Consider the following 21,256-nt stretch of genomic DNA (forward strand, 5'->3'; position numbering starts at 1 on the left):
TCAGAGCTGGCTGCCTATCGGCAGGGTTCCGTAGACCTTGCTGACGAAGACCTCCCAGGGCGTGGACGCCGGCACCTGGCGATGGACCACGATCGTGCCGTCCTCGCCCCGCGCCAGCCAGGCCACGTTGCCCCCCTCGTCGAGCCGGACCTCGTAGGCCGAGCGCGCGATGTTGGCGCGGAACATCGCCACGGCCTCCCGTGAGAGCGGTTCGGAGTCGATCAGCACGCCCATCTCGTTGTTGATCCAAACCGAGCGCGGGTCCCAGTTGAACGAGCCGACGAACAGGTAGCGCCCGTCGATGGCGAAGGCCTTGGTGTGGAGCGAGGAATTCGACAGACCCAGCCCGAGGCGTTCGCGGTCGGCGCGCTCGGTGTCGGGGCGCAGCTCCCACAGCCGGATACCGGCCTCCAGCATCGCCTTTCGCGACCGCGCGTAGTGTCCGTAGACGGGGACCACGTCCGTCGAGGCGAGCGAGTTGGTCAGGATCTGCACTTCCACGCCGCGGGCGCTGATCCCCGACAGCAGGTCGACGCCGTTCTTGCGCGGCACGAAATAGGCCGAGGACACGTGCAGCTCCTCCTCTGCCGCGTCCAGCAGGGGGCGTATCCGCGCGGCCACGAAATCCTCCTGCCCGGACCGTCCGGACGCCTTTTCGATCGGGTCGGAGATCAGCGTCGCCGGCACCCAGTCCAGGCCGATGTCACGCGATGTGACGCCGTCCCGAATGGCATGGTTGAGCGCATTTCCATAGGGGCTCCGGCGGGCGGTTTCGGCAAGGCCGGCCAGCCGTGCCCGCGCCTCGTCCAGCGTCAGCGGCTCTCCCCGATCGCCGACCACGATCTGCGCCGGCACGGCATAGGTGCTGTTCCAGTATTCATCGAACGCGGCGGACACGTCCTGCGCGATGGGGCCGGCGGCGAGCACGTCGAGATCGTTGTAGTTGCTGTCCTCCCGGGCCGCGAAATACTCGTCGCCGATGTTGCGCCCACCGACCAGCGTGACCGTGTTGTCGAAGGTCATGGACTTGTTGTGCATCCGCCGGTTCACCCGGTCGAATTCGAAGACCGAGGCGATGTTCTTGCCGAGACCGCGGCGAAACGGGTTGAAGAGGCGGATATCGATGTTCGGGTGACGGTCGAGCGCGGCGCTCATGGCGTCGTACTGGGCCACGTCCATATCGTCGAGCAGCAGCCGGACCCGCACACCGCGGTCTGCCGCCTGCAACAGGCTCCAGGCAAACAGGTGGCCCGAGGCGTCGTTGTGCAGAAGGTAATATTGCGCGTCGATGCTGCGCTCGGCCTTCTCCGCGAGGATCAGGCGCAGCGCGAGCGCCTCCGGCCCGTCGGACACCAGCCGGATGCCGGACCGGCCGTCATGCGGATTGCCAAGGGCGTCTGCCCGGCGGGACAGGAACGTGCCGCTGGGCTCCGACACCGCGCGGGTCACCGTCTTGGTGTAGCTTGCGGGACGGCTCGCACAGGCCGTCAGCAGCCCGCCAAGCGCCAGAATGAGAAGAGCCTCGGCCAACCGGCGCCATACCCGCCTGCCCGTCGCCACCGATCCCCCGGTCATCCGCATGTCTTGTGTCATCTGCCCCTCCCCGCTGGCACAGCCGCGCCCCGACAAGCCTAGCGGCCGATCAAACGGGATGCCATGCGGTTTGGCGAACAGCCCGCGCCGACCGTGTCGCGCGGGCCTCAGCGGTCCGGATTGCATGGGATGGATGGGGGTGGGTGCGCGGCGGTGACGGCCCGCCGCGATCTGTCCTAGGTGGCTGTCTGGGCTTCCTCGGGCGAAAGCTCGTCCTGCAAGTTCTTGAAGAACTTGCCCGCGAGCTTCTTCGACGTGCTAAGGACCAGACGGCTGCCAAGCTGGGCGATCTTGCCGCCAACCTCGGCCTTGGCGGTATAGGTCAACAGGGTCTCCTCGCCGCGGTCCTCCAGCGTCACGTCGGCGCCGCCCTTGGCAAAGCCCGCCGCCCCGCCCGTGCCCTCTCCCGTCAGCGAGAAGGCGGCCGGCGCCTGGCTCTGGTCTAGCACGACATTGCCGCCGAACCGCGCCTTCACCGGGCCGATCTTGAGCACCACCTTCGCCTCCAGCTCGGTGTCCGAATGCCGGATCAGTTCCTCGCAGCCGGGAATGCAGGCCTTGAGCACCTCTGTGTCGTTGAGGGCCGCATAGACCTTGTCACGCGGGGCCGGGATGAGGATTTCTTCCTGAAGTTCCATGGGAATCCTTTCAGCAACAGGGAAACTTGACCCGGGCGAGCACGTTCGCCTGCTCCGATCCGGGCTGTCGGACAAGGGTCTTGGCGCGTCTGAGCATCTTCACCATTCTGCGCAACATCTCAAAGACCTTTCTTCTGGTTTGTAACAGGTTGGGCCGGGCCGGCACCGGGGCGCTGGCCGGACCGCATCACCGCCACGAGCTCGGCCAGGATCGACAGCGCGATCTCCTCCGGCGTGATGGCGTGGATATCGAGGCCCGCGGGCGCCTTGACCGCGTCGAGCGCCTCCGGCTCGACGCCATCGGCCCGGAGCCGGGCGGCCAGGGTGGCGAACTTGCGGCGGCTGCCGACAAAGGCGATGTGGTCGGCCCCGGCCGAGAGCGCGGCCCGCAGGGCGGCCTCGTCACCCTTGCCCTGGGTGGCCACGATGATGAACCGCGCGGCATCCCCGCCCACGTCCAGCGCGAAACTGTCGGACACCCGGTCAGCCTCCGGCACGGCGCAGCCTGTCAGACCCGGCGCGCAGAGCGTCCGGCGCAGGTCGAAGTGTCGGCCAAGCTCGACCAGCGCCAACGCCACCGGGCTCTCGCCGAGCACGACGAGCTCCGGCGCAGGCAGCACCGGCTCGACGAAGACATCCATCGAGCCTTTCGACGGGCAGCCGTTGCGGGCAAAGCGTACGCCATCCTGCTGCTGGCCGGCCGAGACGCCCTGCGCCTCCAGCAGATCCTCCGGCCGGAGCGAGACGAATTGCGGCTGGCCGCTGGCCAGCGCGTCGCGGGCCGCGCGCCCGATGGCGCCGCGCGCGCAGCCGCCGCCGATCCAGCCCTCGAGAATGGTACCCTCCGCATCCAGCAGCGCCTTCGCGCCGGGCTTGGCGGAGGTCGCGTCGATGGTGCGCACCACGGTCGCCACGGCAAAGGCGCGGCCGCTGTCGCGCAGGCGCGCAAGTTCCCGGTCGAGTTTCTGGGCAGAGGTCGGAAGTGTCGTCATAGCGTCCCCATTTCCGGTTCGAGGCGTGCAAGGGATTCGAGCGTGTTGGCCGCAGCGAAGAGGTCCACATGCGGCAGCGCGGCCGCCATGCCGCGCGCCACGGGCTCGTAGCCGTCCCATCCCTTGAGCGGGTTGAGCCAGACGATGCGACATCCGCGCCGGCGCAGGCGGGCTAGCGCCGTGCCGGTCAGTTCCGGTGCCGCGCTGTCGTAGCCATCCGAGAGGATGAAGACGACGCTGCGCCCGTCGACGAAGCGGCGCGCATAGCTGCGGGCAAACTGCTCGAGGTTGCGGCCGATCTGCGAACCGCCGCCGAAACCGTCGGCCAGCAGCGTGATCCGGTTGAGCGCGCGCAGCGGATCGTCGTCGCGGAGCGCTTCTGTGATCCGCACGAGACGGGTGTGAAACAGGTAGGCGTCCGAGGCGGGATCGGCCCGCATCAGCCCGGCCACGAAGGCCAGGAAGGGCCGCGCATAGGGCAGCATGGAGCCGGAGACGTCGCAGAGCACCGTGATGCGGACGGGCCTGTCGGGCCGGTTGCGATGCGCCAGTCGCACAGGCTCGCCCCCGGTTGCGATGCTGGCGCGGATGGTGCGGCGGAAGTCGATGGTCGATCCCTTCCGCGCGGCCTTGCGCCGGCGGGAGCGCCGGTCGCGGATCGCAGCGCCGAGGCGGCGGGCGATCACCTCGGCCGCGTGGATGTCCTGCGGGGAGACCAGGTCACGCAGATCCTTCTTCATCAGTTGCTGGATGCGGGAGGCGACCAGCTTGCCCGTCCCCTCCGAGGCGGCCTCACCGTCCGGCGTCTCCTCCGGGCTGTGCTGGCGTCCGGAGGCGGCGCTTCGCCCCCCCTCGGCCTCCCGGGAGTTGCGGCTGTGGCGGGCCTGCGCGCCGTCCCCGGACGGAACCGCCTTCTGCCGCACCCTGCCCTCGTTCATCCAGTAGCTGTCGAAAAGCTCGTCGAAAGCCGCGATGTCCTGCGCGGTTCCGGCACAGACCGACTTGAGCGCCATCCGCGCCTCCGCCGGATCGACCGCGCGGACGACGGACAGCGCGTGCAGGGCCATGTCCGTCTCGGCCACGCCGAGATGGAAACCGTTCTCCCGCAGGTGCGCGATGAAGCCGGCGACCCGGCCACTGACGCCCGGATCGCGGCCTGCGAACCGCGTGATCCGCCCGCGCGGGCTCATGCCGCCTTCCCCACCAGCCGGGCGGCCACTTCCGCCGGGATCGCGGCACGATCGGCCGCCGTCTTGAGCAAGGTGACGAGCGTGGCCTGCAGCGTCTCCGGATCGTCGGAAAGGTCGTTGATCCCAAGCCCGGAGATCGCGGCGGCGAAATCCAGCATCTCGGCCACGCCCGGCACCTTCTCGAGGTCTTCCTTGCGCAGCGCCTGCACGAAGCCGACGATCTGGGCCGCGAGATGCGGCTCGATCCCGGGGCTGCGCCTGTTCAGGATCTCGAGTTCGGTCTGACGGTCGGGATATTCGACGTAGGAGTAGATGCAGCGCCGGCGCAGCGCATCCGACAGGTCGCGGGTGCCGTTTGCCGTCAGGATCACATGCGGGCGCGAGGTGGCGGTGATGGTGCCGAGTTCGGGCACCGTGATCTGGAAGTCGGCAAGAACCTCCAGCAGGTAGGCCTCGAACTCCTCGTCGGCGCGGTCGATCTCGTCGATCAGCAGCACCGGGGACCTGGGCCGCCGAATGGCGTGCAGGAGCGGACGTTCGAGCAGGAATTCCTCGGAAAAGATCCTCTGCTCCACAGTGCGCCCGGTCTGGCCGTCCTCGGCGGAGGCGCGGATCGCCAGCAATTGCCGCTGGTAGTTCCATTCGTAGATCGCCTGCGCGGCGTCGAGCCCCTCGTAGCACTGGAGCCGGATCAGCTCCGTGTCGAGCACCGACGCGAGGGTACGCGCCACCTCGGTCTTGCCGACCCCCGCCGCGCCTTCCAGCAGCAGCGGACGGCCCAGCGAACCGGCAATGTGCAGCGCCATCGCCAGGTCGGGCGATGCGACATAGCCCTTCGCCGCGAAGGCTTCCTGCAGGCTTTTCCAGTCTTGCATGGTGAATGCGCGGGGCCGCCGGGGCCGCCCCGCCTCCCTTTTCAGCCGTGAAGGCCGAGGTCGTGGGCGATCTTCCACACCCGCCACTGGTCGTGGGGCATATGGGCCTGCCGCAGCCCGAAGGCGCGGAAGGCGTCGTGCACCGCGTTGGAAAAGGCCGGCACCCCACCCACGTTCGGGCTCTCGCCCACGCCCTTGGCGCCGATCGGGTGATGCGGGCTGGGCGTTTCGGTGTGGTCGGTGGTGTAGGTCGGCGTCTCCCAGGCGGTCGGAATGAAGAAGTCCATGAAGGTCGCCGTCTTGTGGTTGCCGATCTCGTCGTAGGCGATCTCCTGCCCCATCGCGATGGCCAGCGCCTCGGTCAGGCCGCCATGCACCTGCCCCTCGATCACCATCGGGTTGATCCGGGTGCCGCAATCGTCCAGCGCATAGAACTGCCGGATCTCGTGCACGCCGGTGTCGACGTCGATCTCCATGACGCAGATGTAGGCGCCAAAAGGATAGGTCATGTTCGGCGGATCGTAGTAGCTGACCGCCTCCAGCCCCGGCTCGACGCCCGGGATCGCCTGGTTGTAGGCAGCGTAGGCGATCTCGGCCATGGTCTTGAAGCGCTCCGGCGCGCCCTTGACCACAAAGCGGTCGACGTCGAACTCCACGTCGTCGTCATGGACCTCGAGCAGGTAGGCCGCGATCATCTGCGCCTTGGCGCGGATCTTGCGGCCGGCCATCGCGGTGGCAGCCCCGGCTACCGGCGTGGACCGGGAGCCATAGGTGCCGAGTCCATACGGAGCGGTGTCCGTATCCCCTTCCTCGATCGTGATGGAGTCGGCAGGTATGCCGATCTCGCTTGCCAGGATCTGGGCGAATGTGGTGGCGTGCCCCTGCCCCTGGCTGATCGTCCCCAGACGCGCGATGGCCGACCCCGTGGGATGCACCCGGATTTCGCAAGAGTCGAACATCCCCATCCCGAGGATGTCGCAATTCTTGACGGGCCCGGCGCCCACGATCTCGGTGAAATGCGTGAGCCCGATGCCCAGCAGCTTGCGCGTCTCGCCCCGCTTGAAGGCCTCCACGCGCTCGGCCTGCTCCCGCCGCAGGCCCTCGTAGTCGACGGCCTTCAGCGCCTTGTCCCAGGCTGTGTGGTAATCGCCGCTGTCATATTCCCAGCCCAGAGCACTGGTGTAGGGGAACTGGTCGGCGCGGATGAAGTTCTTGGCGCGAAGTTCGGCGGCATCCATGCCGAGTTCGATGGCCAGCACCTCGATCATCCGCTCGATGAAATAGGCCGCCTCGGTCACCCGGAAGGAGCAGCGATAGGCCACGCCGCCCGGCGCCTTGTTGGTGTAGACCCCGTCCACGCCCACATAGGCCACGGGGATATCATAGGAGCCCGTGCAGATGTGGAAGAAGCCGGCCGGGAACTTCGTCGGGTCGGCGCAGGCGTCGAAGGCGCCGTGGTCGGCCGTAACGTGGCAATGCAGGCCGGTGATCTTGCCATCCCTGGTGGCGCTGATCTTGCCCTTCATCCAGTAGTCCCGGGCAAAGGCGGTGGCCATCAGGTTGTCCATCCGGTTCTCGATCCACTTCACCGGCTTGCCGGTGACAATGGAAGCAACGATCGAACAGACGTAACCGGGATAGACCCCGACCTTGTTGCCGAAGCCGCCACCGATATCGGGCGAGATCACGCGGATGTTGTGCTCCTCGATACCCGATAGCAGCGAGGCGACGGTGCGCACTACGTGCGGCGCCTGGAAGGTGCCGTAGACGGTCAGCTTGCCGTTCACCTTGTCCATCGAGGCAACGCAGCCGCAGGTCTCCAGCGGGCACGGATGGGTGCGGTGGTAATAGACCATCTCCTCGGCCACGACCTCGGCGCTCTCGATCGCCTGGTTCGTCGCGGCCTCGTCGCCTTCCTCCCACAGGAAAATGTGGTTGTGATGCCGGCGGGCGCCGTGAGCGCCTTCGGTCTGGTCCGCGATATCCTCGCGGAGCACCACGTCCGATTGCAGCGCCTCGAACGGGTCGGTCAGGACGGGCAGTTCCTCGTAGTCCACCTCGACGGCGGCGATCCCGTCGGCGGCGGCGTAGCGGTCGGTCGCCACGACGAAGGCGACCTCCTGGCCCTGGAACAGCACCTTGCCGTCGGCCAGAACCATCTGCTTGTCGCCGGCAAGCGTCGGCATCCAGTGCAGGCTGAGCGGCTCGAGATCCTTCGCCGTCAGCACGGCAAGCACACCCGGCACCTTCAGCGCCTCTTCGGTGCGGATCGCGTTGACGCGGGCGTGGGCATAGGGCGAGCGCACGAAATCGCCGAACAGCATGCCGGGCAGCTTCACGTCGTCGACGTAATTGCCCTTGCCTTGCGTGAACCGCGCGTCCTCGACGCGCTTGCGGGAACAGCCGAGGCCCTTGAGGCCGGCGACGCGCTGCTCGCGGGTGGGGGGCGACTGGTCGTTCATTCTGCGGCCTCCTTCGCGGCGTTCATCTCGGCCGCGGCGGCGAGGATGGATTTGACGATGTTCTGGTAGCCCGTGCAGCGGCAGAGGTTGCCGGCCATGCCGAAGCGCACCTCCTCCTCGGTCGGATTCGGGTTCTCCTGCAGCAGCCGATGGGCACGGGTGATCATGCCCGGCGTGCAGAAGCCGCACTGAAGCCCGTGGTGCTCACGGAAGGACTGCTGCAGCACGTGCAGGGCATCGGGGGTCCCGATCCCTTCGATGGTGGTGATCTCGGCCCCGTTGGCCTGGGCAGCGAACACGGTGCAGGATTTCACCGACTTGCCGTTCAGATCGACGGTGCAGGCCCCGCAATGCGAGGTTTCGCAGCCGATATGCGGGCCGGTGATCCCGAGCTTTTCCCGCAGAACGTGGATCAGAAGCTCGCGTGCCTCGGCGAGCAGGTCGTGGTCCTCGCCGTTGACCTTCAGCTGGATGTGCATCTTGCTCATGTCTCTCTCCCTCAGGCCCGCGACCAGGCGCGTTCGATGGCGCGCGAGATGATCACGCCTGCGACGTGACGCTTGAAGTCGACGGGGCCGCGGTTGTCCTCCATCGGGTCGATCTCCTCCAGCGCGGCGGCGACGGCGGCCTTCACGGCGCCGGCGTCACAGGCGGTGCCGACGAGCGCCGCGCCCGCGGCCTCCGAGAACACCGGCACATCGCTGAGGTTGGTCATCGCGATCGCGGCCGTGGCGCATTCGCCGCCCTGCTTCGAGAGCTGCACGGCGCAGGCAGCGGTGGCGTAATCGCCGATCTTGCGCTTCTGCTTCTCATAGGCATAGCCACCCGTCGGCGCGACAAAGGTGATGCGGGTCAGGAGTTCCTCATCCTCCCGCTCCGTCATGTAGGCGGCCTCGTAGAAGTCGCGTGCGGCGACATCGCGGCTGCCATCGGGGCCAACCAGCGTGAAGGTCGCGTTGAGGCACTGCATCAGCCCCGGCATGTCGTTGCCCGGGTCTCCGTTGGCGACGTTGCCGCCGATGGTGCCGACATAGCGCACCTGCGGGTCCGCGATCTGCAGCGCCGCCTCGCGCAGGATCGGCGCGGCCTGGGCCAGCACGTCGTTGGTGATCAGCTCGTTCTGGGTCGTCATCGCCCCGATCGAGACCTTGCCTCCGGTGATCGCGATGCCCTTCAGCTCGTCTATGTCCTGAAGGTCCACGAGATGGTCCACGGAGGCCATCCGGAGCTTCATCATCGGGATCAGGCTGTGGCCGCCCGCAAGCGCCCGCGCGCCATCCCCGTGTTCCTGCAACAAGGCAATCGCCGACGCGACATCTGCCGGCCGATGGTAATCGAAAGCCGCTGGTATCATCTGGTGTCCTCCCTTGGGCGGGCATGCCCGCTTGGACATCAGATTAGTGGGGTTTCATGCCGCGGATCGCGGTCTTGAACCGGCGCCACCACTTCGCTCACGAAATGCGAATGGGCTGCACGAGTTGCGCATCTCGTGCGCGCGTCCTTTTTTTGCAGGGCGTTCGGCGCAGCCCGGCGGGTATGCCTCTGTTCTGGGGGCGGCGTTCAGATGCCGAGGATCTCGCGCACCTCGGGCAGGCGCGAGCGGCTGACCGGTACCTTCGGCAGCGACCGGACGTTGTCGAAATAACAGACGCCCGAGTCCTTGCGCCGCTCGAACCCGGTCACGAAGGCACGGTTCACGAGGTAGCTCCGGTGGGTGCGCAAGAACATCTCCTCCGGCAGGCGGGAGGCGGTTTCGGTGATCGACCAGGGACAGAAGAACTTGTCCTCGCCGACGTAGAGCATCGTGTAGTGGCCCTCCGCCCGCACCGCCGCGATCTGCTCCGGCGCCACGAAGCGGGTGCGGCCATCCTTCTCGTAGGGCACGCGAACGGCAGTCGCAGCACGCGGTTCGACCGGCGGCGCTGCAGCCGCGGCCGGTACGGGCTCGGCGACCGGGTCCGGCGCGGGGGCGATCTCCGGCGCGGGCTCGGTCGCCTCATCCGCCTGCGAGAAGCTCACCCCGGTCAGCAGGAAGGCGCCGGAGATCACGAAAACGGTTAGGGTCACGCCGAAGGCCAGGAATTCGTTGCTCATCCAGGTCATCTCCGTCTCGCCCACCTCCTGCGAAACGAAACCGGTGCCCTGCATGGCGATGAAATGCACGGCGAAGACCGCGAGGCCGAAGCCGACCGTCCCCAGGACGATGTTGCGCGAGCCTCGCCGGCTGTAGGCCAGCGCCACCGCGCTGACGCTGAGCGCGACCGAGGCCGCGACGGCGAACGCGATGCCCCCGGGCGAATAGACCGGGCGGCAGATCTGCATCCCCGACATCCCGATGTAGTGCATCGCGGGAATGCCGAGCCCGATGATGCCGCCCGCCAGGGCGATCCGCCCCGGTGAACGCCTGCCGAAATGCAACAGCAACAGGGCAAGGCCGACGATCAGGATCGCCACCAGCGCAGAGATCAGCGTGACCAGCGCATCGTAGTAGAAGGCGATCGGCAGCCGCATGCCCAGCATGGCCACGAAATGCATCGACCAGATGCCGCCCCCGAGGCAGATGGCGGCCATGCTGACCACCAGTTTGCGGCGCGGCGCGGGCAGGCGCGAGGCGCCCTGCAGCAGCGACAGCCCGGTAAAACCGGCCATCAAGGCAACCGCAAGCGACGCCAGCACCAGCCGGGTGTCGTAGCTGTATTCGAGCAAGTTCGTGTCCTCCCCGGGAAGCCGGGCTCGGCTCACGGCTCCCCGACGACACTATTTGCGGAGGACGGCGCGGCGTCAACGGGGGCGCGGCGCCCTGCCCCCGATCCGCGGCAACGGACCGGAGGACGGGGCGCCCGGCGGCCTACCGGTTGCGATAGAGCAGCGAGACGCCGTCGGCGAAGACATGCACCTTCTCGGGCTGGGCCGCGAGCCGCAGGGTCTTGCCCTTCAGGCCGCGATGGATGCCTGGCAGCTTGGCGATAACCGGCTCCTTGCCCTCGTGCTCGGGCACGAAGAACAGCAGCGTCACCTCGCCGAGATTTTCCTGCACATCGACCGTCGCCGAGAACGCGTTGTCGGGGTCGTCGGTGAGCTGCATGTCCTCCGGCCGGATGCCGACGTTGACGCGGCGGCCCATGTCGCTCTCGACCGACGGATAGGCCGAGACGACGATGCCGTGATCTCCCTCCAGCCGCACACTGGTGCGTTCGCCGGTGCCGACGATCTCGCCGGGCAGCAGGTTCATCGCGGGCGAGCCGATGAACTGCGCCACGAACTCGTTCTGCGGCGTTTCGTAGAGCTCCAGCGGCGTGCCGACCTGGCTGATCCCCTTGTCGGCCAGCACGACGATCCGGGAGGCAAGCGTCATCGCCTCCACCTGGTCGTGGGTGACGTAGATCATCGTGCGGTCGGGCATGCTCTCCTTGAGCTGGGCGATCTCCAGCCGGGTCGCGACCCGCAGCGCGGCGTCGAGGTTGGAAAGCGGCTCGTCGAACAGGAAGACCTTGGGATCGCGCACGATGCAGCGCCCGATCGCCACCCGCTGCCGCTGGCCGCCCGAAAGCGCCTTGGGCAGCCGGTCGAGATAGGGGGTGAGCTGCAGGATGTCGGCCGCCTTGCGCACCGCCGTGTCGATCTCCGCCTTGCTCTTGTTCGCCAGTTTCAGCGCGAAGGCCATGTTGTCGTAGACCGTCATGTGCGGATAGAGCGCATAGGACTGAAAGACCATCGCGATCCCGCGCTGCGCGGGCGGCACGTCATTGACGACCTGCCCGTCGATCTGCAGCTCGCCGTCGCTGATCTTCTCGAGACCGGCGATCATCCGCAGGAGCGTGGACTTGCCACAGCCGGACGGCCCGACAAAGACGATCAGCTCGCCCGCGTCGATGTCCAGGTTGATGCCCTTCAGCACTTCGACCTCGCCGTAGCGCTTGCCGACATCGGTGAGTTTCAGTCCGGCCATTTCCAGCTCTCCCCAGCTCAGGCAGTCCGTTCGACGGCGAAGGCCGCCTGGTAGGGCGGCAGGGTGATGCCGCCATCTTCGAAAGTCGAGGTGAAGGGCGTGCCCTTGTCCTGCATCCAGTTACCCGCCGGCAATGGCACCCGCCGCGCCTTGTCCGACAGGTTGAAGGCACAGAACACGCGGGCCCCGTCGTGGGCGCGGATGAAGGACAGGAACTGCTCCTCCCCCGCCACGGCCTCGAAACTCCCCTTCACGATCGCCGGGTGCGATTTCCGGAATGCGATCATCTGGCGGTAGAAGGCGAGCATGCTGTCGGGGTCGTCCTCCTGCACGTTCACCGCGTGGTTCAGGTGCTCCACCGCCATCGGCAGCCAGGGCTTACCCTCGCTGAAACCGCCGTTCTGCTGGTCCCGGTTCCAGGGCATGGGCGTGCGGCAGCCGTCGCGGCCGCGGAACTTGGGCCAGAAGCGCTTGCCGTAGGGGTCCTGCAAATCCTCGTAGGCGACATAGACCTCCTCCAGGCCGAGCTCCTCGCCCTGGTAGAGGCAGACCGAGCCGCGCATCGACAGCAGCACCCCCGCAAGCACTTGCGCCAGTTGCGGCGTCAGGCTCCAGCGGGACACGTAGCGTGGCACGTCGTGGTTCGAATAGGCCCAGCAGGCCCAGCCGTCCGACGCGATCTCGTCGAAGCGCGTCAGCGTGTCCGCCACATAGGTTCCGCTCGGGAAGGCATTGGCGAGAAACGCGAAATCGTAGCACATGTGCAGCCGGTCGTTGCCGGCCGTGTACTCCGCCTGCACCTCCATGCCGCGCTGGCTCTCGCCGACTTCGCCGACCGAGGTGATGGCGCCGTACTCGTCCATCAGCTTGCGCAGACGGGTCAGGAAGGCGAGGTTCTCGGGCTGGGTCTTGTCGTAGAGGTGGTTCTGGAAGTTGTAGGGGTTCACCGCAGGGGCGGTCTTGTCGTTGATCTCTTCAGGCTTCAGCGCAGGATTGTCCCGCAACTGTTTGTCGTGCACATAGAAATTCACCGTATCGAGCCGGAAGCCATCGACCCCGCGATCGAGCCAGAAGCGGGCTACGTCCAGCAGCGCATCCTGCACCGCGGGCTCGTGGAAGTTGAGGTCCGGCTGGTCGATCAGGAAGTTGTGCAGGTAGTACTGCATCCGCTCCCCGTCCCATTCCCAGGCCGAGCCGCCAAAGATCGACAGCCAGTTGTTGGGCGGCGTGCCGTCAGGCTTGGGATCGGCCCAGACGTACCAGTTCGACCGCGCGTTGTCGCGGCTCTGACGGCTCTCCTGGAACCAGGGGTGCTGCGACGAGGTGTGCGACAGCACAAGGTCGATCAGCACCTTGAGCCCCAGTTCGTGCGCCCGCTGGATCAGCGCATCGAAATCGCCGAGCGAGCCGAACATCGGATCGACGTCGCAATAGTCGGAGACGTCGTAGCCGAAATCGAGCATCGGCGAGCGGAAGAACGGCGAGATCCAGATCCCGTCCACGCCCAGCGAGGCGATATGCGGAAGGCGGTGGATGATGCCGGCAAGGTCGCCGACGCCATCGCCGTTCGTGTCCTGGAAGGAACGCGGATAGATCTGGTAGATCACCGCGCCGCGCCACCAGTCCGGATCGCCGCGGCGGGCGTCCGGTGCGGAGGAGAAGTCGAGGTGCGTCTCTACAAAGCTCATGTCTGACTCACGTATCTTGTTTACTTGACCGAGCCGGCCAGGAGGCCGCGCACGAGGTATCGCTGCATGGCGAAGAACACCAGGATCGGCACCGCCATCGAGATGAAGGCCGCCGTAGCCAGGATCTCCCAGTCGCCGCCGCGGGTGCCCAGCATCTCGACGATCTGCCGGGTCATGACGGTCGTTTCGCCGGAACTGTCGATCAGGAACACCATGGCCACCAGAAGGTCGTTCCAGGTCCAGAGGAACTGGAAGATCGCGAAGGAGGCCAGCGCCGGGAAGCTGAGGGGCAGGATGATCTTCACGAAGATCTGGAAATCCGTCGCCCCGTCGACCTTGGCGTTCTCGATGATGTCGCGCGGCAGCCCGGCCATGTAGTTGCGCAACAGGTAGATCGCGAGCGGCAGGCCGAAGCCCGTATGGGCAAACCAGACCCCGAGGTAGCCCTTTCCGATCCCGATATTGTTGTGGAACTTCAACAGCGGGATCAGCGCCAGTTGAAGCGGAACCACGAGCAGCCCGACCACGCAGGCGATCAGCAGCGCCCGGCCGGGGAATTCCATCCAGGCCAGCGCATAGGCTGCGAAAGCGGCGATCAGGATCGGGATGATCGTGGAGGGGATCGTCACCGTCAGGGTCGAGAAGAAGGCCTTGGTCATGCCCTCGGAGTTGCGCGGATCGAACAGCATGAACTCGTAGTTCGCCAATGTGAACTCCGGCGGCGTCGTGGCGGTCACGAAGATCCGCTGGCCGCGCGAGCCGGTGAAGGCCTCGGTGTTCTCCAGCCGGAAGGATCCGTCCGCATTCAGCGTCAGCCTGCCGTCCTCGCCGAGGTCGGCCGTCTCGCCGGGCGCATAGGCGTCGATTTCGCGCGAGGACACGCCCCAATGGGCGATGTCGCCCGTGGCACTTCCCTCGAAAACATTGCCCTCGATCACGAAGACCCCGCCCTGTTCGATCTGGTCGCTCGCCGAGGGGGCGCGATACACAGAGTTCTGCTCGGTCGGGAACAGCGCCTTCCACCATCCGGTCGACGAGATCTGGTCCGAGGTCCGGAAGGACGAGACGAAGAGCCCGACCGTGGGAAAGATCCACAGCAGCACGAGGAACAGGACGGAGAGGTGAACCGCCCAGGTCAGCCCGGATTTGTGTCCTGCGATATTGTCCATTTGCCGGCCCTCCTACCGCATTTCCTTGCGCGCGTTGCGCACGTTCCAGACCAGGATCGGCGTCACGAGCAGCATGATGATCATCGCCGCCGCCGAGCCCACGCCCCAGTCGTTGGCCCGGAACATCTTGTCGTACATGTAGTTCGCCAGCACCTGCGTGCCCCACTGGCCGTTGGTCATGGCGAAGACGATGTCGAAGACCTTCAGCACGGTCAGCGTGATCGTCGTCCAGACCACCACGATGGTCGACATGATCTGCGGCACCTTGATCTTGAAGAAGATCTGGAACGGCCCGGCGCCATCGACGATGGCGGCTTCGACCGTCTCTTCGGGGATGCCGCGCAGGGCGGCGGAGAGGATCACCATGGCAAAGCCGGTCTGGATCCAGATCAGCACCGCCATCAGGAACAGGTTGTTCCAGGGCGCCAGCTGAAGCCAGTGCTGCGGCTCGCCGCCCATCGCGACCCAGATCGCGTTCAGCACGCCGATCTGCTCCACGTCGACAGGGCGGGATTCATAGACCAGTTTCCAGATCACCGAGGCCCCGACCATCGAGATTGCCATCGGCATGAAGATCAGCATCTTGGCGATGTTGCCCCAGGACAGCCGGTCGGTCAGCTGGGCCACGACCAGGCCGAAGGCGGTGGACATGGCGGGCACCACGATCAGCCAGAACATATTGTTTCCAAGGGCTTCTCGGAACTTCTGCTCGCCGAACATGAAGGCGTAGTTGTCGAATCCGATGCTGCCGTCGCGGGCAATCAGCGACAGGCGCAGCGTCTCGAACACCGGATAGGTCAGGTAGAGCCCGAGCGCGATCATCGCCGGGGCGAGGAACAGCCAGGGGCGAACCATGTTGGCGCGGGATATGTTGTGGCCCGCGGAAAGCTCGCCGGTGGCGAACATGAAATCGGTGAGCCGCCAGAGCCCGAAGACGACCGCCGCTCCCACCGCCAGCCAGAACAGCCAGGGCGCGGTGAAGCGCGCGTCCGACATCAGCAGCGCGACAAGGATCAGGAGCGCCGGAACGGCAAGCAGAAAGATCTGCCCGAGCCGGCGCCGACGACCGGCCTCGGCTTCGCCGATGACCCGGGCCGGCATCAGCAGGCGGTCCAGCAGGTAGTTGGACAGGTAGAAATACCCGACGCAGCCACCGACGCCGATGATGATGGTCACGAGACCTTGCAAGGCCGGATTCATGTTTCCCCTCCCCAACCCGCGACGTGTCGCGCGGTTCGAACAAGGGCGGCCCGCGAGGAAGGCGGGCCGCCCGGGATCGCTTTCGAGCCGGTTACTTCAGCGCGTCCCAGGACCGCTGGATGTCGTCGGCCACGGCCTTGGCATCCTTGCCGCCGGTGTAATCCACCATGCCGGTCCAGAAGGTGCCGGCGCCGATGGCGGCGGGCATCAGGTCGGACCCGTCAAAGCGGAAGGTGGTCGCGTTGAGCAGGATCTCGCCCTGCTTGCGCAGGATGTCGTCCCGGTAGGCATCGAGGTTCACGCCCTTGTGCGGCGCGAGGAAGCCGGACTGGTTCATGAAGACCTCGCTCGCGATCGGCAGGGTCAGGAACTCCATCAGGGCTTCCGCGCCCGGGGTGGGATCGGTGATCGCCAGCACGGTGCCGCCGCCCAGGACCGGGTTGCCGAGGTCCTTCTCGGCGAAACCGGGCAGATAGAAGAAGTCCGCATCCACGCCGGGCTCGACGCCTTCGGGGAAGAAGGCGGTGGCGAAGGAGGCCTGGCGGTGCATGTAGCACTGCGGCGGCGAGGAGAAGAGGCCCTTGGGGCTGTCACGGAAGTCGGTCGAGGCCACCGCGCCGGAACCGCCGGAGACGAAGGAATCGTTGCGGGCGAACCAGCCGTATTCCTCGATCGCCTCGATCACCCGCTCGTCGTTGAACGGCATCTCGTTGCTGACCCACTGGTCATAGACCTCTGGCGGCTGCGTGCGCAGCATCATGTCCTCGACCCAGTCGGTCGCCGGCCAGCCGGTTGCCGCGCCGGAACCGAGGCCGATGCACCAGGGCGTCTCGCCGTCGGCGGCGATCTGCTCGGTCAGCGCCTTCAGGTCTTCCATGGTCTCCGGCACGTCGTAGCCCGCATCGTCGAAGTTGTCGGGGCTGTACCAGACCAGGCTCTTGAGGTTCACGTTGTAGAAGTAGCCGTAGAATTCCGGCGCGCCGCTGGCATCCGGATAGGTGCCGAGATCGACCCAGGACTGGCCCGCGGCGTAGTTGTCGGTGACCCACTGCTTCATGTCGTCGCCGAGCGGGGTGAGTTGCCCCTTGGCGGCGAGCACGGCGGCAAGGCCGGGCTGCGGGAAGACCGCGATGTTCGGGGGCGAGCCGGCCTCGGCGTCGATCACGATCTGCTGCTCGAAGCTGTCGGAGCCGGTGTAGACGGCCTTGGCGCCGGTGGCGGCCTCGAAATAGGCAAGCACGTCGCGGAAGAAGCCATCTTCCGGGGTGAGCCAGGGGCCGGCCACGGTGACGGTCTGACCGCTCAGGTCAGGCGCCTCGGCGGCCCAGGCCTCGTAGCTGTCCCAGCTGAAAGGGCCCTCGCCCGGCGCGAACTTGAGCTCCTGCGCGCCCGCGGTTCCAGCGATCAGGGCCAGACTTGCCACGCCGGCCATGAGTTTCAATGTCATTGTTAGCCTCCCGAATGAGCCGCCCGGGCTTTCGGCCCTGCGGCAGGTTTGCCCGCGCCAGGGAGAATCATGCCCAAAGCGCTTTGGACAAGAGTCACCTAGTCCTTTGGCATCACCCTGTCAACGCGGACAGCTTACGCCCAAAAACATGGATTCGAAGAGGAAAACGGCATCATGCTGCACATTTTTTGGACCCAAAGCCCTTTGACTCTCCCCGATGCGCAGGCGTAACGTCGCACAGTGCAACCCGGACCCGACGCCGATGAACCTCAAGGACCTGGCAGCCACCCTCGGGCTCAGCCAAACCACAGTGAGCCGTGCGCTCAACGGCTATCCGGAGGTCTCCGAAGCCACCCGCAAACGGGTGCACGAGGCCGCGCGCGAACACGGCTACCGCCCCGACAGCCGCGCCCGGTCGCTGGCCACCGGACGGGCGATGGCGGTGGGCCTGGTGCTCACGACCTCGGCCCGCCAGGAGATCGTGAACCCCGTCTTCGCCGATTTCGTCGCCAGCGCCGCCGAGACGCTGGCCGCTCGCGGCTACGACATCGTCATGTCGCTGGTCACCGAGGCCGAACAGACCGCCGTCTACCGGTCGCTGCTGCGCAAGGGGCGGGTCGACGGGCTGATCATGCAGGCCCCGCTCACCGGCGATGCGCGGATCGGGATCCTGCACAAGATCGGATTGCCCTTCGTGGTGCATGGCCGCGTCTCCGACCATGACGAGGCCTATTCGTGGATGGACATGGACAACCGGCATGCCTTCCACACGGCGACCGACCACCTGCTCGACCTCGGACATCGCGACATCGCGCTGATCAACGGGATCGAGGACATGGATTTCGCACATCGGCGGCGCGAAGGCTTCATCGACGCGCTGGCCGCGCGCAACCTGCGCCCGCGCAGCGACCTGATGGCGAGTGCCGCCATGACCGAGAGCTACGGCCATGACACCGCGCAACGGTTGCTGGCGCAGCCGCAGCCCCCCACGGCCTTCCTCGCCTCCTCCATGCTGGTGGGCATGGGCGTGCACCGGGCGATCCGGGAGGCCGGGCTGCAGATGGGCCAGGACGTGTCGGTCGTGGTCCATGACGACGGGCTTTCCTATCTCCCGAACGGCACGCCGGAGCAGCCCCTCTTCACCGCCACCCATTCCCCGGTCCGCCAGGCCGGCCATCTCTGCGCCGAGATGCTGCTGCGGCTGATCGCCGATCCCTCCGAGGGGCCGATCCACACCAAATTGCAAGCCTCGTTCCTGGCCGGCCCCTCCACCGGGCCGGCTCCAATCCAGTAAGGACCCTGCCATGTACAAGCGCAGCGACTTTCCCGACGGTTTCCTCTTCGGCGCCTCGACCGCCGCCTACCAGATCGAGGGGCATTCCTTCGGCGGCGCCGGCCGCACCCACTGGGACGATTTCGCCGCCACCCCGGGCAACGTGGTGCGCGCCGAGGATGGCGCCGTGGCCTGCGACCATTATCACCGCTGGGAAGAGGATCTGGACCTGATCCGCGACGGAGGTTTCGACGCCTACCGCTTCTCCGCGTCCTGGGCGCGGGTTCTGCCGGAGGGTCGCGGTGCGGTGAACGCCGAAGGGCTCGATTTCTACGACAAGCTGGTCGACGGGATGCTGGAGCGCGGCATCAAGCCGATGCTGACGCTCTACCACTGGGAACTGCCCTCGGCGCTGGCCGACCTCGGAGGCTGGCGCAACCGGGACGTCGCGAGCTGGTTCGCCGATTACGCCGAGGTGCTGATGGGCCGCCTTGGCGACCGGATCTGGAAGACGGCGACGATCAACGAGCTCTGGTGCGTCAGTTTCCTCAGCCATTTCCTCGGCATCCATGCGCCCGGCGTGCGCGACATCCGCGCCGCCGCCCGCGCGATGCACCACGTGATGCTGGCCCATGGCACCGCGACGCAGGCGCTACGCGCGATGGGCGTGGGCGATATCGGCGCCGTCTGCAACTTCACCTACGCGCAACCGGCCAGCGGCTCGCCCGAAGACATCGAGGCGGCAGCGACCTTCGATGATTATTACAACAACTTCTTCATGTCCGGCTTCTTCCACAAGAAATACCCGGAGCGCATTGTCACCGCCATGAAGGACCACCTGCCCGCCGGCTGGCAGGACGATTTCGACGTGATCGGAACGCCCGTCGACTGGCTCGGCGTCAACTACTACACCCGCGAGATCATCAAGGCCGTGGACGGTCCCTGGCCGGCCCACACCTCCATCGAGGGGCCGCTGCCCAAGACGCAGATGGGCTGGGAGATCTACCCGGAGGGGCTGCTGCACTTCCTGCGCCGCTGCCACACGGACTATTCCGGCGACCTGCCGCTCTACGTCACCGAGAACGGCATGGCGAACCCCGACCTCGTGATCGACGGAAAGGTCGACGACGTGGTGCGCATCGACTACCTCGCCCGTCACTTCGATGCCGCCAAGCAGGCGATCGCGGAGGGCGTGCCGCTCGAGGGGTATTTCGTCTGGTCGCTGATGGACAATTACGAGTGGGCCCTGGGCTACGAGAAGCGCTTCGGGCTGATCCACGTCGATTTCGATACGTTGCAGCGGACGCCCAAGGCGTCCTATCTGGCCCTCCAGGCCGCCCTAGCCAGCTGAGGATCGCCCATGCCCGCCCCTTCCCTGCTCGCCGACATCGGTGGCACCAACACCCGCGTCGCCCTCGCCCGCAACGGCCAGGTGATCAGCGGCTCCGTCCGCCACTTTCCCAACGCCGAATTCGACTCCCTCGAGCCGGTTCTGCGCCACTATCTCGAGGAGACCGGCACCGAGACCCCCGCCGCCGCCTGCCTCGCCATGGCCGGGCCGGTTCGGGAAGGGGTCGGCACGCTGACCAATCTCGACTGGACGCTCGACACGGCCACCCTCGCACATGCCACCGGCGCCGGCACGGTGACCCTGCTCAATGATCTCCAGGCGCAGGGCCACGCCCTCGGCCACCTGCCGAGCGAGGCGCTGTTCTCGGTGATCGCGGGCCCGCCACCGCGCATCCAGGCGACCCAGCTGGTCATTGGCGTCGGCACGGGCTTCAACGCCGCACCGGTGTTCGACACCCCGGCCGGGCGTTTCGTGCCCCCCTCGGAAAGCGGCCACGTCAGCCTGCCCCTGCGCAGCGACACCGACATGCGCCTCGCCCGTTTCCTGGAGCAATCGCACGGCTTCGCAGCCGTCGAGGACGCGCTCTCCGGCCGCGGGCTCGTCGCCTTGCACGAGTTCGCCTGCATCGAGGCGGGCACCCCCGAAAAGGCCATTCCCAAGGGCAAGCAGATCATGGCCGCCGTGGCCGAGGGCGATCCGCTGGCGCGGGCGGCAGCGGGGCATTTTGCCCGCCTGCTGGGCGCGGTCGCGGGCGACCTTGCGCTCACCCAGCTGCCCTTCGGCGGCATCTTCCTGATCGGCGGCGTCGCCCGGGCGATGGCGCCCTACCTATCCGAGATGGGCTTCACCGAGGCGCTGCGCGACAAGGGACGGTTCTCCGGCTTCATGGAGCAGTTCCCGGTGACGGTGGTCTCGGACGACGACGCGGCCCTCACTGGGATGGCGCTTCACCTGCAGGCGCTGCTCGCGCTGAGCTGACGGCGCACCGCGGCCCGGGCATGCCCCGCCCCGGCCGCCAGAGAAAAGCCTGCGACACGGGGCATCGCGCAACCCGATCTTAACGGCTTGCCGGCTAGAGACGGCTGGCAAGCCAAGATTGGGACGCCCCCATGATCGATTCCTACCCCTCGCGCCGGTGCCGGGCATGACCGCGGTCTACGCCCTTCCGGCCCGGCTCGACCTCCCCGCCGCAACGCCACTCGCAGGAGAGCTCCGGTCTCTCCGTGGCGCCCCCCTGTCGGTAAGCGCCGATGCCGTGACGCACCTCGGAACGCCCTGCCTGCAGGTGCTGCTCTCCGCACAGCGGAGCTGGCAGGCGGATGGGCACCGGCTGACACTCGAAACCCCCTCCCCCGAGATGGACGAGCAACTCGCCCTCTTCGGCCTGAGCACGGCCGATCTTGAAGCATTGCCAGAGGAGCGATGAAAA

The 21,256-nt window shown here is 66.9% G+C and carries 18 protein-coding genes; 4 read left to right on the plus strand and 14 right to left on the minus strand.

Translation table 11 applies throughout. The features are described from left to right. The 14 genes from CHB86_RS16555 to CHB86_RS16620 all read right to left on the minus strand — a co-directional run bounded on the left by CHB86_RS16555 (position 1) and on the right by CHB86_RS16620 (position 17,203). On the minus strand, positions 1-1,593 hold the full coding sequence (locus CHB86_RS16555; protein ID WP_245838031.1) for a phospholipase D family protein: 1,593 nt from the start codon (positions 1,591-1,593) through the stop codon (positions 1-3). Between the two features lie 176 nt (positions 1,594-1,769). After that, the gene (locus CHB86_RS16560; protein WP_089234181.1) at positions 1,770-2,231 is read right to left on the minus strand and encodes an SRPBCC family protein; all 462 of its coding nucleotides are present in this window, start codon (positions 2,229-2,231) and stop codon (positions 1,770-1,772) included. Positions 2,232-2,350: 119 nt separating this feature from the next. After that, positions 2,351-3,223: an XdhC family protein gene (locus tag CHB86_RS16565; protein ID WP_089234182.1), complete on the minus strand. Its 873-nt coding sequence runs from the start codon at positions 3,221-3,223 to the stop codon at positions 2,351-2,353. After that, positions 3,220-4,413: a vWA domain-containing protein gene (locus CHB86_RS16570; RefSeq protein ID WP_089234183.1), complete on the minus strand. Its 1,194-nt coding sequence runs from the start codon at positions 4,411-4,413 to the stop codon at positions 3,220-3,222. The genes CHB86_RS16565 and CHB86_RS16570 overlap by 4 nt, the downstream gene beginning before the upstream one ends. Then, entirely contained in the window at positions 4,410-5,288 is an 879-nt protein-coding gene (locus CHB86_RS16575; RefSeq protein ID WP_089234184.1) for an AAA family ATPase, read from the minus strand. The genes CHB86_RS16570 and CHB86_RS16575 overlap by 4 nt, the downstream gene beginning before the upstream one ends. Before the next feature lie 41 nt (positions 5,289-5,329). Next, the gene (locus CHB86_RS16580) at positions 5,330-7,750 is read right to left on the minus strand and encodes an aerobic carbon-monoxide dehydrogenase large subunit (RefSeq protein WP_089234185.1); all 2,421 of its coding nucleotides are present in this window, start codon (positions 7,748-7,750) and stop codon (positions 5,330-5,332) included. Continuing rightward, positions 7,747-8,238: a (2Fe-2S)-binding protein gene (locus tag CHB86_RS16585; RefSeq protein WP_089234186.1), complete on the minus strand. Its 492-nt coding sequence runs from the start codon at positions 8,236-8,238 to the stop codon at positions 7,747-7,749. Before CHB86_RS16585 ends, CHB86_RS16580 begins: the two co-directional genes overlap by 4 nt. 11 nt (positions 8,239-8,249) lie before the next feature. Then, complete coding sequence (locus CHB86_RS16590) at positions 8,250-9,104, minus strand: FAD binding domain-containing protein (protein WP_089234187.1); 855 nt, start codon at positions 9,102-9,104, stop codon at positions 8,250-8,252. 206 nt (positions 9,105-9,310) lie between these two features. Then, a complete protein-coding gene (locus CHB86_RS16595) occupies positions 9,311-10,456 on the minus strand; it encodes an MHYT domain-containing protein (protein ID WP_089234188.1) in 1,146 nt (381 codons plus the stop codon). 142 nt (positions 10,457-10,598) lie between these two features. After that, entirely contained in the window at positions 10,599-11,699 is a 1,101-nt protein-coding gene (locus CHB86_RS16600) for an ABC transporter ATP-binding protein (protein WP_089234189.1), read from the minus strand. A gap of 17 nt (positions 11,700-11,716) precedes the next feature. Next, positions 11,717-13,387 carry an alpha-glucosidase family protein gene (locus CHB86_RS16605; RefSeq protein ID WP_089234190.1) on the minus strand — a complete coding sequence of 557 codons (1,671 nt, stop codon included), beginning with the start codon at positions 13,385-13,387 and terminating at the stop codon, positions 11,717-11,719. Positions 13,388-13,407: 20 nt separating this feature from the next. Further along, positions 13,408-14,556: an ABC transporter permease subunit gene (locus CHB86_RS16610; RefSeq protein WP_089234191.1), complete on the minus strand. Its 1,149-nt coding sequence runs from the start codon at positions 14,554-14,556 to the stop codon at positions 13,408-13,410. A gap of 12 nt (positions 14,557-14,568) precedes the next feature. Further along, positions 14,569-15,756, minus strand: coding sequence for a carbohydrate ABC transporter permease (locus tag CHB86_RS16615; protein WP_089234192.1), 1,188 nt, complete (start codon positions 15,754-15,756; stop codon positions 14,569-14,571). Positions 15,757-15,847: 91 nt separating this feature from the next. Further along, positions 15,848-17,203 carry an ABC transporter substrate-binding protein gene (locus CHB86_RS16620; protein ID WP_089234193.1) on the minus strand — a complete coding sequence of 452 codons (1,356 nt, stop codon included), beginning with the start codon at positions 17,201-17,203 and terminating at the stop codon, positions 15,848-15,850. A 262-nt stretch (positions 17,204-17,465) separates the two neighbouring features. Here CHB86_RS16620 and CHB86_RS16625 point away from each other — a divergent pair, with 262 nt between their 5' ends. From CHB86_RS16625 to CHB86_RS16640, 4 genes are all read left to right on the plus strand, one after another. Next, complete coding sequence (locus CHB86_RS16625) at positions 17,466-18,497, plus strand: LacI family DNA-binding transcriptional regulator (RefSeq protein WP_089234194.1); 1,032 nt, start codon at positions 17,466-17,468, stop codon at positions 18,495-18,497. Positions 18,498-18,507: 10 nt separating this feature from the next. Continuing rightward, positions 18,508-19,827, plus strand: a complete 1,320-nt coding sequence (locus CHB86_RS16630; protein WP_089234195.1) for a GH1 family beta-glucosidase — start codon at positions 18,508-18,510, stop codon at positions 19,825-19,827. A 9-nt stretch (positions 19,828-19,836) separates the two neighbouring features. Next, positions 19,837-20,805: a glucokinase gene (locus CHB86_RS16635; protein ID WP_089234196.1), complete on the plus strand. Its 969-nt coding sequence runs from the start codon at positions 19,837-19,839 to the stop codon at positions 20,803-20,805. Positions 20,806-20,971: 166 nt separating this feature from the next. Continuing rightward, complete coding sequence (locus CHB86_RS16640; RefSeq protein WP_089234197.1) at positions 20,972-21,253, plus strand: STAS domain-containing protein; 282 nt, start codon at positions 20,972-20,974, stop codon at positions 21,251-21,253. Positions 21,254-21,256: the final 3 nt, after the last annotated feature.

It is taken from the genome of Tropicimonas sediminicola (assembly GCF_900188335.1).
Taxonomy (GTDB): Bacteria; Pseudomonadota; Alphaproteobacteria; order Rhodobacterales; family Rhodobacteraceae; genus Tropicimonas; species Tropicimonas sediminicola.

Coding starts and splice junctions, on each gene's coding strand:
- CHB86_RS16555 (WP_245838031.1), bottom strand. CDS start 1,593: ATGACACAAGACATGCGGATGACCGGGGGATCGGTGGCGACGGGCAGG.
- CHB86_RS16560 (WP_089234181.1), bottom strand. CDS start 2,231: ATGGAACTTCAGGAAGAAATCCTCATCCCGGCCCCGCGTGACAAGGTC.
- CHB86_RS16565 (WP_089234182.1), bottom strand. CDS start 3,223: ATGACGACACTTCCGACCTCTGCCCAGAAACTCGACCGGGAACTTGCG.
- CHB86_RS16570 (WP_089234183.1), bottom strand. CDS start 4,413: ATGAGCCCGCGCGGGCGGATCACGCGGTTCGCAGGCCGCGATCCGGGC.
- CHB86_RS16575 (WP_089234184.1), bottom strand. CDS start 5,288: ATGCAAGACTGGAAAAGCCTGCAGGAAGCCTTCGCGGCGAAGGGCTAT.
- CHB86_RS16580 (WP_089234185.1), bottom strand. CDS start 7,750: ATGAACGACCAGTCGCCCCCCACCCGCGAGCAGCGCGTCGCCGGCCTC.
- CHB86_RS16585 (WP_089234186.1), bottom strand. CDS start 8,238: ATGAGCAAGATGCACATCCAGCTGAAGGTCAACGGCGAGGACCACGAC.
- CHB86_RS16590 (WP_089234187.1), bottom strand. CDS start 9,104: ATGATACCAGCGGCTTTCGATTACCATCGGCCGGCAGATGTCGCGTCG.
- CHB86_RS16600 (WP_089234189.1), bottom strand. CDS start 11,699: ATGGCCGGACTGAAACTCACCGATGTCGGCAAGCGCTACGGCGAGGTC.
- CHB86_RS16605 (WP_089234190.1), bottom strand. CDS start 13,387: ATGAGCTTTGTAGAGACGCACCTCGACTTCTCCTCCGCACCGGACGCC.
- CHB86_RS16610 (WP_089234191.1), bottom strand. CDS start 14,556: ATGGACAATATCGCAGGACACAAATCCGGGCTGACCTGGGCGGTTCAC.
- CHB86_RS16615 (WP_089234192.1), bottom strand. CDS start 15,756: ATGAATCCGGCCTTGCAAGGTCTCGTGACCATCATCATCGGCGTCGGT.
- CHB86_RS16620 (WP_089234193.1), bottom strand. CDS start 17,203: ATGACATTGAAACTCATGGCCGGCGTGGCAAGTCTGGCCCTGATCGCT.
- CHB86_RS16625 (WP_089234194.1), top strand. CDS start 17,466: ATGAACCTCAAGGACCTGGCAGCCACCCTCGGGCTCAGCCAAACCACA.
- CHB86_RS16630 (WP_089234195.1), top strand. CDS start 18,508: ATGTACAAGCGCAGCGACTTTCCCGACGGTTTCCTCTTCGGCGCCTCG.
- CHB86_RS16635 (WP_089234196.1), top strand. CDS start 19,837: ATGCCCGCCCCTTCCCTGCTCGCCGACATCGGTGGCACCAACACCCGC.
- CHB86_RS16640 (WP_089234197.1), top strand. CDS start 20,972: ATGACCGCGGTCTACGCCCTTCCGGCCCGGCTCGACCTCCCCGCCGCA.